The following is a 14684-nucleotide window of genomic DNA, read 5'->3' as shown; positions in this document are numbered from 1 at the left end:
AGCCTCAGAAGCCGGCGAGGAGGCTTGCGACGTTGGCGCCGAGCGCGTCGATCGCATAGCCACCCTCCATCACGATCGCGGTCGGCAGCCCGAGCGCAGCGATATCGCGCCCGATTACGGTGTAATCGGGCGTGCGCAGCGCGAAGTGGCTGATCGGATCGCCCTCCCACGTGTCCGCGCCGAAGCTGAGCACGAGGAAGCTCGCGCCCCAGCGCGCAATTGCGTCGAGAGCGCGGCTCTGCGCCGTGCGGAACGCGTCAAGCGTGGTGCCGTGCGGCAGTGGCAGGTTGAGCGTCGCGCCTTCGCCAGCGCCCTCGCCGGTCTCGTCGGTGTGGCCCCAGTAGAAGGGATAATCGGTTGCGGGGTCGGCGTGGACGCTGGCGTAGAAGACATCGCCGCGCTGCCAGAAGATGTCCTGCGTGCCGTTGCCGTGGTGATAATCGATATCGAGGATCGCGACGCGCGCGTGGCCCGCGTCGCGCGCCGCCTGCGCGGCGATCGCGGCGATGTTGAGGTGGCAGTAGCCGCCGCAATAATCGGCGCCGGCGTGGTGGCCGGGCGGACGACATAGCGCGAAGGCGGCGCGTTCCCCGCCGAGCACCGCGTGTGTCGCGGCGAGCGCCGACTGTGCGCTGCCGTAGGCGCTGGCCCAGGTCTGCGCGGTGATGGGCGTCGTCGCGTCGAACGAGTGGCGGCCGAGCAGCGCGTCGACCCGGTCGAGTCGCAGCGGGCGGCGGCCGACGATCGGAAAGGCATAGGGCAGGGCATCGCCGGGGCGTCCGGCGGCAGCCCAGGCGGCGGGCGCTTGTTGCAGGAACGCGCAATAGTCGGGCGAATGCACCGCGAGGATCGGCGCGTCGCCGCAATCGGGCGGGGCGTCCGCGCCGCCGATCGCGTCGAGGATCGCCTGAGCGCGTTCCGGCTTCTCAGCATAGTCGGTGAAGCCGCCGTTATGGAGCTCGTGCCGTGGCGCGTGCGCAAGCTGTGCGGGCGAGAAGAAGCGCTTCACGACGCCCGGCTCGCGGGCTTGGCGAGCGCGAGGACGATCGCGCCGGCAAGCGCCGATGCGATCGAGCCGGCGAGCACCCCGACCTTCACTTCCTCGACCAGCGGGGGGTCGCCGGGGAAGGCGAGCGTGCCGATGAACAGGCTCATTGTGAAGCCGATCCCGGCGAGCAGCGCCATGCCGTAGAGCTGTGCCCAGCTGACGCGATGCGGCGGCTTGGCGATGCCGAGCCGCGCGGCGCCCCAGATCATGCCGAAGATGCCGATCTGCTTGCCGAAGAACAGCCCTGCCGCCACCGCGAGCACGAGCGGCTCGCCGGCGATCGCCCAACCCGTGGCGCCCAGCGCGACGCCGGCATTGGCGAAGGCGAACAGCGGCACGACCGCGAAGGCGACCCACGGGTGAAGCGCGTGTTCGAGGCGGTGAAGCGACGAGTGCGCGGCGTCGGGGGCGCCGGGCGTGCGGACGATCGGCACGAAGGCCGCGGTCACGACGCCCGCGATCGTCGCATGGACGCCCGATCGCAGCACGAACAGCCACAATGCGGCGCCGACGAGCAGATACGGCCACAGCACCATAATCCCGCGCCGGTTCATGACGTAGAGAACGATCGTGGCGAGCCCCGCGCCGGCGAGCGCAACAGCGCTGATCTGATCAGTATAGGCGAGCGCGATGATCGCGACGGCGCCCATATCGTCGACGATCGCCACCGTCGTCAGCAGCAGCTTCAGCGCGGAGGGAACGCGCGAGCCCAGCATCGCCATGATGCCGACGGCGAAGGCGATATCGGTCGCCGCGGGGATCGCCCAGCCGCGCTGCAGCTGCGGCGCGTCGCCGACGATCGCGAGGAAGACGAGCGCGGGGACCGCCATGCCGGCGGCGGCGGCGAGGAAGGGCAGGCGGCGCTGATCGGCCTGTGCCAGCCGGCCGTCGACGAACTCGCGCTTGATCTCCAGCCCGACGAGCAGGAAGAACAGCGCCATCAGCCCATCGTTGATCCACAGGTGGACCGTCATCGCGCCGAGCTGCGGCGCGAGGACCGGCCCAATCTCGGCATGGAGCGCGTGCGCATAGCCTTCCGCCGTCACGGGCAGATTGGCGACGATCATCGCGAGGATCGCGGCGACGATCAGGACGACGCCGCCGGCGGCCTCGTTCGCGAGGAACGCGCGCAGCGCGGAGCGGCGCCGCGTCAACGCGCCGGCTCCACCGAGAGGCTGCCCGCGGGCAGCGGCCGGCACAGATCGGCCGAGGGAACCGCCGGATCGAGCCACGCTGCCCAGGTATCGCGGCCGAGCACGACGACCTGGCGCGAATGGTAGGGCGCGATATCGGGACCCGGCTCGCACGTCAGCATGGTGAAGGCTTCGCCGACGGCCGCGTCGTGCCGCCACAGACCGGCAATGCAGAACCACGAATGATCGACGAGGCGAAAGGCCCATTTGTCTTTGCGCTTCGCCTTGGGATCGGCCGGCGCGGTGAACTCAAAGAACGCGTCGACCGGGATGAGGCAGCGGCCCTTGACGAGGCTCCGCCCGTCCGAGCGATAGTTGTAGACCGGCCGCCCGCCCGCACCCGGCCAGCTCCAGCGGCGCGTGACGCACTCCGCCCGATCCGCAGCGCCCTCGACGCCGCGGATGATGATCGTCGAATCGGTAATGCGGAAGCCGTCGAGCGGTGCCATGTTGGGCGCGCCTTCGGGGAAGACGAGCGGGATGCGCGTCTCGCCCCAGTCGTTGCGGAGCTCGCCAAGGGCGATGCGGCGGGCGGCCTCGTTGCACATGCGGGGGAGGGTTAGCGGGTCGCGCGCGCGGGCGCTAACGTTGTCGGCAGGTTCCGATCGATCTGTTGGCGATTCACTTGCCCCTCGCTCGCGCGTGCGATCGCGCCGCGTCGGTGGCACGGCTGCTAGGTTGCTGCGCGATTGTGGAGTGCCGCTGCCGCGCGCATGACCCTGTGATGCGCTCGTTCCAGCACCTCGGCGTCACCATTCCCATCGTACAGGCTCCGATGGCGGGCGTTTCAACACCGCAATTGGCGGCTGCGGTGTCCGAGGCCGGCGGGCTGGGTTCGATCGGTGTCGGCGCGACCGATGCCGACGGAGCACGATCGATGATCGACGCCGTTCGCGCCCGCACCTGCCGCGCCTTCAACGTCAATCTCTTCGTCCATGCGACGCCGCGACCGGACGCGATGCGCGAGCGGCGATGGATCGATGCGCTGCGGCCGACTTTCGAGCGCTACGGCGCGACGCCACCGGCAGCGTTGAGGACGATCTACACCAGCTTCGCCGATGACGACGCGATGCTTGCGATGCTGCTGGAGACGGCGCCGCCGGTGATCAGTTTCCACTTCGGCGTGCCGCCAAAGGAAAAGATTGCGGCGTTGAAGGGCGCCGGCAGCCTGTTGCTCGCCTCTGCTACCAACCTCGATGAAGCGCGGCAGATCGAAGCGGCCGGCATCGACCTGATCGTCGCGCAGGGCTGGGAGGCCGGCGGGCATCGCGGCGTGTTCGATCCTGCGGCGCGCGATGACCGCCTCGGCACGGTGGCGCTGACGCGGCTGCTCGTCACGCATACGACCCTACCCGTCATCGCCGCCGGCGGGATCATGGATGGCGCCGGCATCCGTGCGGCGCTCAGCCTAGGCGCCGCGGCCGCGCAGCTGGGCACCGCCTTCGTCGCGTGTCCGGAGAGCAGCGCCGACACCGGCTATCGCGCGGCGCTGTTCGGGGAAGCTGCGCATCACACGACGATGACGAGCGCAATATCGGGCCGGCCGGCGCGTTGCCTGACGAACCGCTTTACCCGATGGGGAGAGGCGACCGGGCTTCCCGCGCCGGATTATCCAATCGCCTACGATGCGGGTAAGGCGCTGAACGCGGCGGCGCGCGCCGCCGGCGAGCCGGGTTTCGGCGCGCACTGGGCCGGCCAAGGCGCGCGGCTGGCGCGTTCGCTGCCTGCCGCGCAGCTGGTCGAGGCCCTGTGGCGGGAGGCGCAAGACACTAGCGCGCAGGGGGATGCGGACCAGTGAGCGAAGTGAGGCCCGGGCGCTCACCGTCCGGGCGTTAAGCGGAGCCGGCGGCGCGATGCATTGTCGCGCCAAGCATGCTGCCGGTCGCTGCGACGGTACGATCGCCCGCGGTTACGCCAGCGCGAGGGCCTCGGCGATGAGGCGGCGGGTGTTGGCGATCCCGTAGAGGCGGATGAAGCTGCCCATGCGCGGGCCCTGGCTCGAGCCGAGCAGCGTTTCGTACAGCGCCTTGAACCAATCGCGCAGCTCGGCGAAGCCGCCGGCGTCGCCGAACGCACTCTTGCCGATCTCATAGACGGCGTTCTGGATGTCCTCTGCCGAGGCGTCCTCGCCGAGCGCGGCGAGATCGCCGTCGAGGCGGCGCAGTGCGTCGACCTCGATCCCCTCGGGCGCACGACGCTTCAACGTGGGCGCGATGAAGTCGCCGTGGTAGGCGAGCGCGTAGCCGATCATGCGATCGAGCTCGGGGTGCTTCTCCGGCGCCGCATCGGGCAGATAATTGGCGAGATAGCCCCACACCTGCGCCTTGGTCGCGCCTTCGCCCATCACGCCGACGAGGTTGAGTAGCAACCCGAAGGTAACGGGCAGCGTCTCGCCGGGCACGTCGCCCGAGTGGACGTGGTGCACCGGATTGCCGAGCCGCTCCTTCCAGCCCTGACCCGCGTAATTGGCGCGGAACTGCCAGTAATCGTCGATCGCGCGCGGGATCAGGCCGAGGTGGAGCGACTTGGCCTTCTTGGGCTCGCGATAGATGTAGAAGGCGAGGCTCTCGTCGGGGCCGTAGGTGAGCCACTCCTCGATCGAGAGCCCGTTGCCCTTCGACTTGGAGATCTTCTCGCCCTTGGCGTCGAGGAACAGCTCGTAGATCAGCCCCTCGGGCTTACGCCCGCCGAGCACCTGCGCGATCTCGCCGCCGAGCACGCCCGAATCGATCAGGTCCTTGCCGTACATCTCATAGTCGACGCCGAGCGCGGCCCAGCGCATCCCCCAGTCCGGCTTCCACTGCAGCTTGGCGCGGCCGCCGAGGATCGACTGTTCGACCGTCTCACCCCCCGGAACGGAGGCGTCGGTGAAGCGGATGATCCCGGCTTCGGCGTCGACCACCTCGACGGGGACCTGGAGGACGATGCCGCTCGTCGGGCTGATCGGGAGGACAGGGGAATAGGTCGCCTGCCGCTCGGCGCGCAGCGTCGGTAGCATGACCGCCATGATCTTGTCGTAGTGGCGCAGCACGTCGCGCAGCTTCTCGTCGAAGCGGCCCGACGCGTAATAGTCGGTCGACGAGACGAACTCGTAATCGAAGCCGAAGCGATCGAGGAAGTCGCGCAGCATGGCGTTGTTGTGGGCGGCGAAGCTGTCGAACTTGCCGAATGGATCGGGGACGCGCGACAGCGGCTTGCCGAGGTTCGCCTCCAGCAATTCCTTGTTGGGTACGTTGTCGGGCACCTTGCGCAGCCCGTCCATGTCGTCGCTGAACGCCACCAGGCGCGTCGGAAGCCCGGTCATCTCCTCATAGGCGCGGCGGACCATGGTGGTGCGCAGCACTTCCTGGAAGGTGCCGATGTGCGGCAGGCCCGAGGGGCCGTAGCCGGTCTCGAACAGCATCGGCTCGCCGTTCGGCTTGCCATTGGGCCAGCGCTTGATGAGCTTGCGCGCTTCCTCGTACGGCCAGGCCTTGGACTCGAGCGCGGCGGCGCGGCGCTCATCATGGGTGGCGGCGTTCTGGGTGGGGGCAGCGGCGTCGTCGGTCATGGTGCGGTGCGACGTAGCGACGGCGGGCGGTGATGGCTATATGCGAAGGCGCGTTGTTCCAGGCCGTGGCCGCCGTGCAGATGCGTTTGCCGAAAAGTAACGAATGCGTCGGATAAGTTCGTCCCATGGACAACGCTGCATCTCTTTCGATCCCGGGTGAAAGCGAAGAAAGCCGCCGTGCGCTGCGCAAGGCGGTCCGGATGCGCGCCCATCTGCGCGATCGTGGCACGACCCGCTTCGAGATCGAAGTGGTCGACCTGTCGGTGACGGGGTTCCGCGCGCAGACGAGCTTCACGCTGTGGCCGGGAACCACGGTGTGGCTGACGCTGCCGGGGCTCGCGGGGCTGGAGGCGGTGGTCGCGTGGCGCGACAAGTACCGCTACGGCTGCGCGTTCTCCAAGCCGCTGCACCCGGCGGTGTTCGATCACATCGTGGCACTTGGGAACAGCTAGGCGCGCTCGCGCGGCGATCGCAACGCGAAGCTGTTCCCCGGCCGGCGGGTCGGCGAAGCCGAATCCGTCCGACGCCGCGGCTTGGCCGCGGCGCTTTCTATCTTTGTACCCGAACTGAAGCGAACCTAGACCTCAGTCGAACAGCGACGAGACGCTCGTCTCGTCGGCGATTCGTTTGATCGCCTCGGCGAGCAGCGGGGCGATGGTGAGGTGGCGGATGCGCTTGGCATTCCCGATCGCCTCGGCGTTGCCGATCGAATCGGTGATGACGAGCTCGCGCAGCACCGATCCCTCGACCCGCGCGACCGCGCCGCCCGACAGTACGCCGTGGGTGACATAGGCGACGACGTCCTCCGCGCCGGCTTCCTTCAGCGCGGCGGCGGCGTTGCACAGCGTACCCGCCGAATCGACGATGTCGTCGATCAGGATGCAGAAGCGCCCTTCGACCTCGCCGATGATGTTCATCACTTCCGATTCGCCCGCGCGCTCGCGCCGCTTGTCGACGATCGCGAGCGGGGCGTTGTTGAGCCGCTTGGCGAGCGCGCGGGCGCGCACCACGCCGCCGACGTCGGGCGAGACGACCGTCAGATTCTTCGAGCCGAAGCGCGCGTTGATGTCCGCCGACATCACCGGCGCGCCGAACAGATTGTCGGTCGGAATGTCGAAGAAGCCCTGAATCTGCCCGGCGTGAAGATCGACCGAGAGCACGCGATCCGCGCCCGCGGTGGTGATGAGGTTGGCGACGAGCTTGGCCGAGATCGGCGTGCGCGGGCCGGGTTTGCGATCCTGCCGGGCATAGCCGAAATAGGGCAGCACCGCGGTGATCCGCTTCGCCGAAGCGCGTTTCAGCGCGTCAATGCAGATCAGCAGTTCCATGAGGTTGTCGTTGACCGGAAAGCTGGTCGACTGGATCAGGAAGACGTCCTCGCCCCGGACGTTCTCCATAATCTCAACGAAGATCTCCTCGTCAGCGAAGCGGCGCACCAGCGCCTCCGTCAACGGCAGTTCGAGATAGGCAGCGATGTCCCGTGCCAGCGGCAGGTTCGAATTGCCCGTCATCAGTTTCATGCGTTGCGCCCTTTCGTCGCGGCCCCCTTAGCGCCGCCGCCTCATGTTGCAATCTCGCGTCACGATCCGAGCGTGTGCACCGGGTGGTTTGCGTGTGCCCCGCCGCACGCTAACCGCTGGCGGCATGACGATCGTTACCCGCTTCGCCCCATCCCCGACCGGCCGGCTCCACGTCGGCAACATCCGCACTGCGCTGTTTAACTGGATGTGGGCGCGCGCGAACGGCGGCCGCTTCCTGCTGCGCATCGACGATACCGACGCGGCGCGCAGCGAGGAACGGTTCGTCGCGGCGATCCGGGAGGATCTCGCGTGGCTAGGCCTGGCGCCCGACGACGAGGTGCGCCAGTCGGACCGGTTCGCACTGTATCAGGCGCGGTTCGACGCGCTGGTGGCGGCGGGGCGGATCTATCCCGCCTACGAGACCAGCCAGGAGCTCGACCTCAAGCGGAAGGTGCAGCTCGGTCGTGGGTTGCCGCCGATCTATGATCGCGCGGCGCTCGCGCTGAGCGACGCCGATCGCGCGCGACTCGAGGCTGATGGCGTGCGGCCGCACTGGCGCTTCCGCCTCGATCACGACGCGCCGGTCGAATGGGACGATCTGGTGCGCGGGCCCCAGCGGTTCGATCCGGCGACGATGAGCGATCCGGTGATCCGCCGCGCCGACGGATCGTGGCTCTACATGCTGCCGTCGGCGATCGACGATGTCGACTTGGGGATCACGCATGTCGTGCGCGGCGAGGATCACGTCGCCAACACCGCGCTGCAGATCCAGATGTTCGCGGCACTCGGCGGCACGCCGCCGGCGTTCGCGCACGCCGCGCTGCTGACGGGTGCGGAGGGCAAGCTTTCCAAGCGGCTCGGCAGCCTAGGCGTCGACGAGCTGCGCGCGGGCGGAATCGAACCACAGGCGATCCGCGCGTTGCTGGCGCGGCTCGGCACCAGCGACCCGGTCGAGCCGACGCCGGAGATGACGCCGCTCCTCGCCGGGTTCGATTTTGCCCGCTTCGGCCGCGCCCCGGCGCGGTTCGACGAGGGCGAACTCGCGCAGGTGAACGCGCGGATCATCCACCAGCTGCCCTATGCTGCCGTCGCCGATCGGCTGCCGGCCGGGATGGACGCACGCGCCTGGGAGGCGGTGCGGCCGAACCTGTCGACGCTCGCCGAGGCGGCGGACTGGTGGCAGGTGATCGAGGGGCCGGTCGACGCTGCGGCAGTGGAGGGCGAGGATGCCGAATATCTGGCGGCGGCAGCCGAGGCGGCGGCGAGCGTCGACTGGTCGGACGCCCCGTGGCACGCGCTGACGGCGCGGCTCAAGGCGGCGACCGGGCGCAAGGGCAAGGCACTGTTCCTGCCGCTGCGCCGCGCGCTGACGGGGCGCGACCATGGACCGGACATGGCGGCGCTGCTGCCGCTGATCGGCCGCGATCGGGCGCTCGCCCGGCTTCGGCAGGGCTGATCGATCAGCCTCAAGAAACGTATTGCAACGGTCTGGTTACGTTGTAACATCACGATCTGGGCAAGAGACCCGGGAAGGAGCAGCATCGAGGAGAGGTAAGGCCATGTATGCGGACCGTCACGCCCCGCCGGAGGGCATCAAGCCCGGCAGCCTGATCGTCGCCATCGGTATCAACGCAGGGCTGATCGGTGCCCTGCTGTTCGTGACGCCGGTGTTCGAGGTGAAGGAGCGCAATCGCGGACTGACGATCGAGAACGTGCCGATCGACCCGCTGCCCGAACCGCTTCCCCCCGAAGCGAAACCCGTCGCGAATACGCGGTCCGCAGCTTTGCCCGAGCGGGTCGACGTGACGATGCCGGTACTGCCGACGAGGCACGGCGACTTCGTGCTGCCCCCACCGTTGCCGCCACTGCCGCCCTTACCGCCGTTGCCGCCAGGCGAGGCAGTGCGGATCGATCCGCCTCCCGCGCCAGTGACGGTCGAGGCGCGGCTTGACCCGCAGTACGCGCGCGATCTCCAGCCCGCCTATCCACCGGGCGAGCGTCGCGCCGAGCACGAGGGGCGGGTGACGGTGCGCGTCACGATTGGTGTCGACGGACGGGTCACCGCGGCGGAGTGCATCAGCGCGGCGAGCGACGCCTTCTGCCGCGCGACGCGTGCGCAGGCGCTGGCGAAGTGGCGGTTCCAGCCAGCAACGCGTGATGGCGTACCGGTGGAGGCGACCAAGGAGATGACGGTGCGTTTCGAACTGCAATCGTGAGGGGCGGGCACGGCCGCAGCGGACATCGCCTTCGCTGTTGTGTCGTTCCGGGGTCGGGGCTGGTCGCGCCGTCCCCGGAGCCCTATATCGACGCTATGAACTTCTTTGCCCGGATGAGCCCGCTGCGCGCGGTTCGCGACCTGCGGCTGTTCCTGGCGCAGCGCCAGCCGTACGAACTGGTGTTCCTGCTGATCTCGATTTTGGTGACGGGCGTAATCCTGATCGGGTTCGTCAAGGATTCGCATATCGAGAAAGAATATCGCCCCAAGATCATTTACGTGCAGCAGTGGCGGCTCGACCGGACCGATGCCGAGATCCGCGCGCAGCAGGCGATCGACGCGCCGATCAAGCAGAAGGCGATCGACGACGAGCGCAAGCGGCGCGAGGCGCGGCAGGCGCAGTTCAAGCGGATCGACGACAAGCTCAACCAGTGGGGGCTGTAGCCAGCGAAGACGCGCGCTGGATGGGTGCAGCGCTGGCGCTTGCCGCGCGAGGGCGCGGACGAACCAGCCCGAACCCCAGCGTCGGCTGCGTGATCGTTGGTGACGGTCGGATCGTCGGGCGCGGCTGGACGCAGCCGGGGGGGCGTCCGCATGCCGAGGCGATGGCGCTGGCGCAGGCGGGCGAGGGCGCGCGCGGGTCGACCGCCTATGTCACGCTGGAGCCGTGTGCGCACCAGTCAGCGCGTGGGCCGGCCTGCGCCGACCTGCTGGTCGCGGCCGGGGTGGCGCGCGTCGTGGCCGGGAGCGGCGACCCCGATCCACGGACCGACGGCAAGGGGTTGGCGCGACTCGCGGCGGCGGGGATCGCGACGACGAGCGGCGTGCGGGCGGAAGAAGCGCGGACGGCGATGGCAGGGTTCCTGACGCGGCTGTCGCAGGGGCGGCCGCACGTGACGCTGAAGCTCGCCACCTCGCTCGACGGATGCATTGCGCGTGCCGACGGGGAGAGCCGCTGGATCACCGGTGCCGAGGCGCGCGCGCACGCGCATCTTGAGCGCAGCCGGCACGAGGCGATCCTGGTCGGCCGCGGGACATGGGAGATCGACCGCCCGGCGCTCGACGTGCGATTGCGGGGGCGGGAGGCGCGCGCGCCGCAGCGCGTCGTCCTGTCGAGCCGATCGGATCGCCTGCCGAACGCGGACGGCGTGACCGTCATCGCCGCGCCCGGCGCGATCGCCGGGCTGCCGGGCGACCATCTCTTCGTCGAGGGGGGCGCGGGGGCGGCGTCGGCGTTCCTCGCCGCGGACCTTGTCGACCGGCTGCTCCTGTACCGCGCGCCGATCCTGATCGGTGGCGGGCGGCCGGCGCTCGGCGACATCGGGCTGGGCGCGCTCGGCGAGGCGCACGGCCGTTGGCGATTGACCGATGCGCGCCAGCTTGGCAGCGACCGGCTCGAAGTCTACGAGCGGGTGCGATGTTCACCGGGATCATAACCGACGTCGGAGAGATTGCGCGCGTCGAGACGCGCGGCGACACCCGCGTCGTCGTCCGCACTGCCTATGAAACCGCCGAGATCGATCTCGGCGCGTCGGTCGCGTGCTCGGGCGTCTGCCTGACCGTCGTCGACAAGGGGCCGAACTGGCTCGCGTTCGACGTGTCGGGCGAGACGATCAGCCGCAGCGCGCAGGGGCAGTGGAGCGAGGGACGCCCACTCAACCTCGAACGCGCGATGAAGCTCGGCGACGAACTGGGCGGACATATCGTGACGGGGCACGTCGACGGCGTTGCCGAGGTGATTGACGTTACCGCCGACGGCGATTCAAAACGCGTGCGTTTCCGCGTGCCGAGCGATCTAGCGCCGTTCCTCGCGCCCAAGGGGTCGGTGACGGTCGACGGCGTGTCGCTGACGGTCAACGCCGTCGACGATGCCGCCGATGGATCGAGCACCTTCGCAATCAACATTATCCCGCATACCCAGGCCGTCACCACGTTGTCCGCGCTCGCGCCCGGCAAGGCGGTCAACATCGAGATCGACGTCCTCGCCCGCTACCTCCAACGGATGGAACATTATCGTGCAAAAGCCCGCTGAGCTCGCGCGCCTGCGCCACGCCTTCCTCTCGACGCCCGAGGAAATCATCGACGAGGCGAAGAACGGGCGGATGTTCATCCTGGTCGACGACGAGGATCGCGAGAACGAGGGCGATCTGGTGATCCCGGCGCAGATGGCGACGCCCGAGAAGATCAACTTCATGGCGAGGCACGGGCGCGGGCTGATCTGCCTCGCCATGACCAAGTCGCGGGTCGACGCGCTCGGGCTCGATCTGATGAGCCGCCACAACGGCACGCGGCACGAGACTGCCTTCACCGTCTCGATCGAGGCCCGCGACGGGGTGACGACCGGCATTTCCGCGGCGGACCGTGCGCGGACGATCGCGGTTGCGATCGACGCGTCGAAGAGCCGCGACGAGATCGTGACGCCGGGCCACGTCTTCCCGCTGGTCGCGCGCGACGGCGGCGTGCTGGTGCGCGCAGGGCATACCGAGGCTGCGGTCGACGTGTCGCGGCTTGCCGGGCTCAATCCGTCGGGCGTGATCTGCGAGATCATGAACGAGGACGGGACGATGTCGCGGATGGACGACCTCGTCTCCTTCGCGCAGCTCCACAACCTCAAGATCGGCACGATCCGCGATCTCATCGCCTATCGCCGGCGCCACGATCACCTCGTCGAGAAGAAGGCCGAGATGGCGTTCGAATCGAAGTGGGGCGGGCAGTGGAAGGCGATGACGTTCCACAACAAGGCGACCGGCGACGAGACGATCGCGCTGGTCAAGGGCAAGATCGATCCTGCCAAGCCAACGCTGGTGCGGATGCACACCGCGAGCTTCTTCGTCGACATGTTCGGCGAGACGTCCGAGCGTTCGGGACTGCTGTCGCATTCGATGGAGCTGATCGCCGAAGAAGGCGCGGGCGTGATCGTCGTCATCAATCGGCCGATGAAGGGCGTCATCACCCGTTTCATGCAGCTGCGCGCCGAGGGCAAGAGCGCCGGAGCACCCGAGGTTGAGGAGCTGCGCGACTATGGCGTGGGCGCGCAGATCCTGGCGGACTTGGGTGTCGAGGAGATGATCCTGCTCACCAATACGCACCACACGCTGGTCGGGCTCGAGGGCTATGGCCTGTCGATCGTCGGCGAGCGGCCGATCCCGGGCACCGGCGGGGAGTGATGCGGACCGGCGCCGACGAAGCGGCGGTGCCGAAATACGCGCACATCGAACGCGAGCGCCGCTGGCTGATCGATCCGTCACGTCTGCCCACCCTGCCCGCGGATCACGTGCTGATCGAGGATCGCTATCTGGCGGGCACGCGGATGCGGCTGCGGCGGATGACCGACAGCGGGGGTGGCGGTGCCGCGCTGAAGCTGACCAAGAAGTACGAGGCCGACGATCCGCTCGCGCGCGCGATCGTCACCGCCTATCTCGACGAGCCTGAATACGCGCTGCTCGCCGGGCTGCCGGGGGCAACGATCGTCAAGCGGCGCCACGCTCTGGTATCGGGCGGCCTGACTTACAGCGTAGACCGTTTCGAGGGGGCGCTGGCCGGGCTGATCCTCGCCGAGATCGAATGGGCCGACGATGCAGGGCTTCGAGGCTTGCCCGCGCCGTCCGGTGCGATACGGGAGGTCAGCGACGATCCACGCTATCAAGGCGGCGGCCTCGTCGTGCACGGCATACCGAAGGAAGACTGATGGCCAACATCCTCATCGTCGAGGCACGTTTCTACGATCACCTGAACGATATGCTGATCGCCGGCGCGCGCGCGGCGATCGAGGCAGCGGGGCACCAGGCCGAGGTGCTGACGGTGCCCGGCGCGCTCGAGGTGCCCGGCGCGATCGCGATGGCGGCGGAGAGCGAGCGCTATGACGCGTTCGTTGCGCTGGGCGTCGTCATTCGAGGCGAGACCTATCACTTTGAGATCGTCTCGAACGAGAGCGCGCGCGGGATCATGGCGCTGACGATGGACGGCATCCCGATCGGCAACGGCATCCTGACGACCGAGAACGAGGCGCAAGCGATTGCCCGGGCCGATCCCGCGCAGCTCAACAAGGGCGGTGGCGCGGCGCAGGCGGCGCTGGCGATGCTCGACCTGCGCGAGCGGCTGGGTTGATCAACGCCGGCCGGCGGCGGCCGGCCAGCCTTCTGCAAAACTTCGTTACGGACCCGCAGCGCGCGCAGCGCGTATGGCGCACTGCACTTATCGTAACGAGTTGATCCAGGTTCATGATCACTACGGCCTCTCCGCGGCTCAGCAACATCATCAGCGAGGTGTGGCGCCCGCTCGCCGCGCTGTTCGTCTGGGATTGCATCGTCACCGCGGTGTACATCTTCGCGCCGTTCACCGCGCCGTCGCTGCCCCTGACGCTGTTCGGCTCCGCGCTCGCGCTGTTCCTCGGCTTCCGCGATAATTCCGCGTACGAACGCTGGTGGGAAGGGCGCGGGCTGTGGGGGCTGATGATCAACGCCTCACGCAGCCTGGCGCGCGGCGCGCGCAGCATGCTGCCCGAGGAAGCGCGCGACTTGAAGCGCACGATCGTGCTGCGCCATGTCGCCTATGTGAATGCGCTGCGCTGCCAGTTGCGGAAGCAGCCCGCTGACGGCGAGGTGCTGCGCTTCCTGTCGCGCGGCGAGGCGGAGCCGGCGCTGCAACGGACCAACATCGCCAACGGCATCCTCGACGGCACCTCGCGGCGGATCGACGATGCGCGCAAGGCGGGAATGATCGACACCATCCAGCAAGCGCACCTGGAGGGGTTGCTGGTCGATATCGCCAACGCGCAGGGCGGCATGGAGCGGATCAAGAACACGCCGCTGCCCAACCAGTACCGCTTCTTCCCGACCTTCTTCACCCGCCTGTTCTGCGTCCTGCTGCCGATCGGGCTGGTCGAGACGTTGGGGATCGCGACGCCGATCGGATCGACGATCGCGGGGCTGATGTTCCTTGCCATCCTGCAGATCGGCGACGACCTGGTCGATCCGTTCGCCAACACGATCCACGATGTGCCGCTCAACGCGATGTGCCGCACGATCGAGATCGATCTGTTGCAAGCGATCGGTGACGAGGCGCCGCCCCCGCTGACGCCGGAGAAAGGCGTCTTGTGGTAGGGATGGCGTAACCGCTCCGGCTTACTTATACCGATGTAAGTAAGCCGGAGCTGGAG

At 68.6% G+C, this 14684-nt stretch carries 16 protein-coding genes; 11 read left to right on the top strand and 5 right to left on the bottom strand.

Going from position 1 to position 14684, the window contains the following annotated elements; translation table 11 throughout:
* Positions 1 to 4: 4 nt before the first annotated feature.
* The 3 genes from B7L05_RS02985 to B7L05_RS16825 are packed head-to-tail and all read right to left on the bottom strand — an operon-like array spanning position 5 to position 2789.
* Entirely contained in the window at positions 5 to 1009 is a 1005-nt protein-coding gene (locus B7L05_RS02985) for a histone deacetylase family protein (RefSeq protein ID WP_085808726.1), read from the bottom strand.
* Positions 1006 to 2202: a Na+/H+ antiporter NhaA gene (gene nhaA / locus B7L05_RS02980; protein ID WP_144037095.1), complete on the bottom strand. Its 1197-nt coding sequence runs from the start codon at positions 2200 to 2202 to the stop codon at positions 1006 to 1008. The genes B7L05_RS02985 and nhaA overlap by 4 nt, the downstream gene beginning before the upstream one ends.
* Positions 2199 to 2789 (bottom strand): SOS response-associated peptidase family protein, encoded by a 591-nt coding sequence (locus B7L05_RS16825; RefSeq protein ID WP_144037094.1) that lies wholly within the window; start codon positions 2787 to 2789, stop codon positions 2199 to 2201. Before B7L05_RS16825 ends, nhaA begins: the two co-directional genes overlap by 4 nt.
* Positions 2790 to 2965: 176 nt before the next feature.
* Here B7L05_RS16825 and B7L05_RS02975 point away from each other — a divergent pair, with 176 nt between their 5' ends.
* Positions 2966 to 4039 carry a nitronate monooxygenase family protein gene (locus tag B7L05_RS02975; RefSeq protein WP_085808724.1) on the top strand — a complete coding sequence of 358 codons (1074 nt, stop codon included), beginning with the start codon at positions 2966 to 2968 and terminating at the stop codon, positions 4037 to 4039.
* A 111-nt stretch (positions 4040 to 4150) separates the two neighbouring features.
* Here the strand turns inward: B7L05_RS02975 and B7L05_RS02970 are convergent, their stop codons facing one another.
* Complete coding sequence (locus B7L05_RS02970) at positions 4151 to 5791, bottom strand: lysine--tRNA ligase (RefSeq protein WP_085808723.1); 1641 nt, start codon at positions 5789 to 5791, stop codon at positions 4151 to 4153.
* 200 nt (positions 5792 to 5991) lie between these two features.
* Here B7L05_RS02970 and B7L05_RS02965 point away from each other — a divergent pair, with 200 nt between their 5' ends.
* Entirely contained in the window at positions 5992 to 6243 is a 252-nt protein-coding gene (locus tag B7L05_RS02965) for a PilZ domain-containing protein (protein ID WP_256926579.1), read from the top strand.
* Positions 6244 to 6375: 132 nt separating this feature from the next.
* On the opposite strand, the gene B7L05_RS02960 is transcribed toward B7L05_RS02965, so the two are convergent.
* Positions 6376 to 7311 (bottom strand): ribose-phosphate pyrophosphokinase, encoded by a 936-nt coding sequence (locus B7L05_RS02960; protein ID WP_085808721.1) that lies wholly within the window; start codon positions 7309 to 7311, stop codon positions 6376 to 6378.
* Between the two features lie 124 nt (positions 7312 to 7435).
* Here B7L05_RS02960 and gltX point away from each other — a divergent pair, with 124 nt between their 5' ends.
* From gltX to B7L05_RS02915, 9 genes are all read left to right on the top strand, one after another.
* On the top strand, positions 7436 to 8767 hold the full coding sequence (gene gltX / locus B7L05_RS02955; protein WP_085808720.1) for a glutamate--tRNA ligase: 1332 nt from the start codon (positions 7436 to 7438) through the stop codon (positions 8765 to 8767).
* A gap of 103 nt (positions 8768 to 8870) precedes the next feature.
* Positions 8871 to 9527, top strand: a complete 657-nt coding sequence (locus B7L05_RS02950) for an energy transducer TonB (protein WP_085808719.1) — start codon at positions 8871 to 8873, stop codon at positions 9525 to 9527.
* 95 nt (positions 9528 to 9622) lie between these two features.
* Positions 9623 to 9970, top strand: a complete 348-nt coding sequence (locus tag B7L05_RS02945; RefSeq protein ID WP_085808718.1) for a hypothetical protein — start codon at positions 9623 to 9625, stop codon at positions 9968 to 9970.
* A 20-nt stretch (positions 9971 to 9990) separates the two neighbouring features.
* Positions 9991 to 10962 (top strand): bifunctional diaminohydroxyphosphoribosylaminopyrimidine deaminase/5-amino-6-(5-phosphoribosylamino)uracil reductase RibD, encoded by a 972-nt coding sequence (gene ribD, locus B7L05_RS02940; RefSeq protein ID WP_085809066.1) that lies wholly within the window; start codon positions 9991 to 9993, stop codon positions 10960 to 10962.
* The gene (locus tag B7L05_RS02935) at positions 10944 to 11558 is read left to right on the top strand and encodes a riboflavin synthase (protein ID WP_085808717.1); all 615 of its coding nucleotides are present in this window, start codon (positions 10944 to 10946) and stop codon (positions 11556 to 11558) included. Before ribD ends, B7L05_RS02935 begins: the two co-directional genes overlap by 19 nt.
* On the top strand, positions 11542 to 12693 hold the full coding sequence (gene ribB / locus B7L05_RS02930) for a 3,4-dihydroxy-2-butanone-4-phosphate synthase (RefSeq protein ID WP_085808716.1): 1152 nt from the start codon (positions 11542 to 11544) through the stop codon (positions 12691 to 12693). The genes B7L05_RS02935 and ribB overlap by 17 nt, the downstream gene beginning before the upstream one ends.
* The gene (locus B7L05_RS02925) at positions 12693 to 13214 is read left to right on the top strand and encodes a hypothetical protein (protein ID WP_085808715.1); all 522 of its coding nucleotides are present in this window, start codon (positions 12693 to 12695) and stop codon (positions 13212 to 13214) included. Before ribB ends, B7L05_RS02925 begins: the two co-directional genes overlap by 1 nt.
* Positions 13214 to 13633: a 6,7-dimethyl-8-ribityllumazine synthase gene (ribH, locus tag B7L05_RS02920; RefSeq protein WP_085808714.1), complete on the top strand. Its 420-nt coding sequence runs from the start codon at positions 13214 to 13216 to the stop codon at positions 13631 to 13633. Before B7L05_RS02925 ends, ribH begins: the two co-directional genes overlap by 1 nt.
* A 113-nt stretch (positions 13634 to 13746) precedes the next feature.
* Positions 13747 to 14628 carry a bestrophin family protein gene (locus B7L05_RS02915; protein WP_085808713.1) on the top strand — a complete coding sequence of 294 codons (882 nt, stop codon included), beginning with the start codon at positions 13747 to 13749 and terminating at the stop codon, positions 14626 to 14628.
* The last annotated feature ends 56 nt before the right edge of the window (positions 14629 to 14684 follow it).

Source organism: Sphingomonas sp. TZW2008 (assembly GCF_002117915.1).
Lineage (GTDB): Bacteria > Pseudomonadota > Alphaproteobacteria > Sphingomonadales > Sphingomonadaceae > Sphingomonas.
Note: the sequence above shows the minus strand (reverse complement) of the source record. Positions and strands in the feature narration are given on the sequence as shown.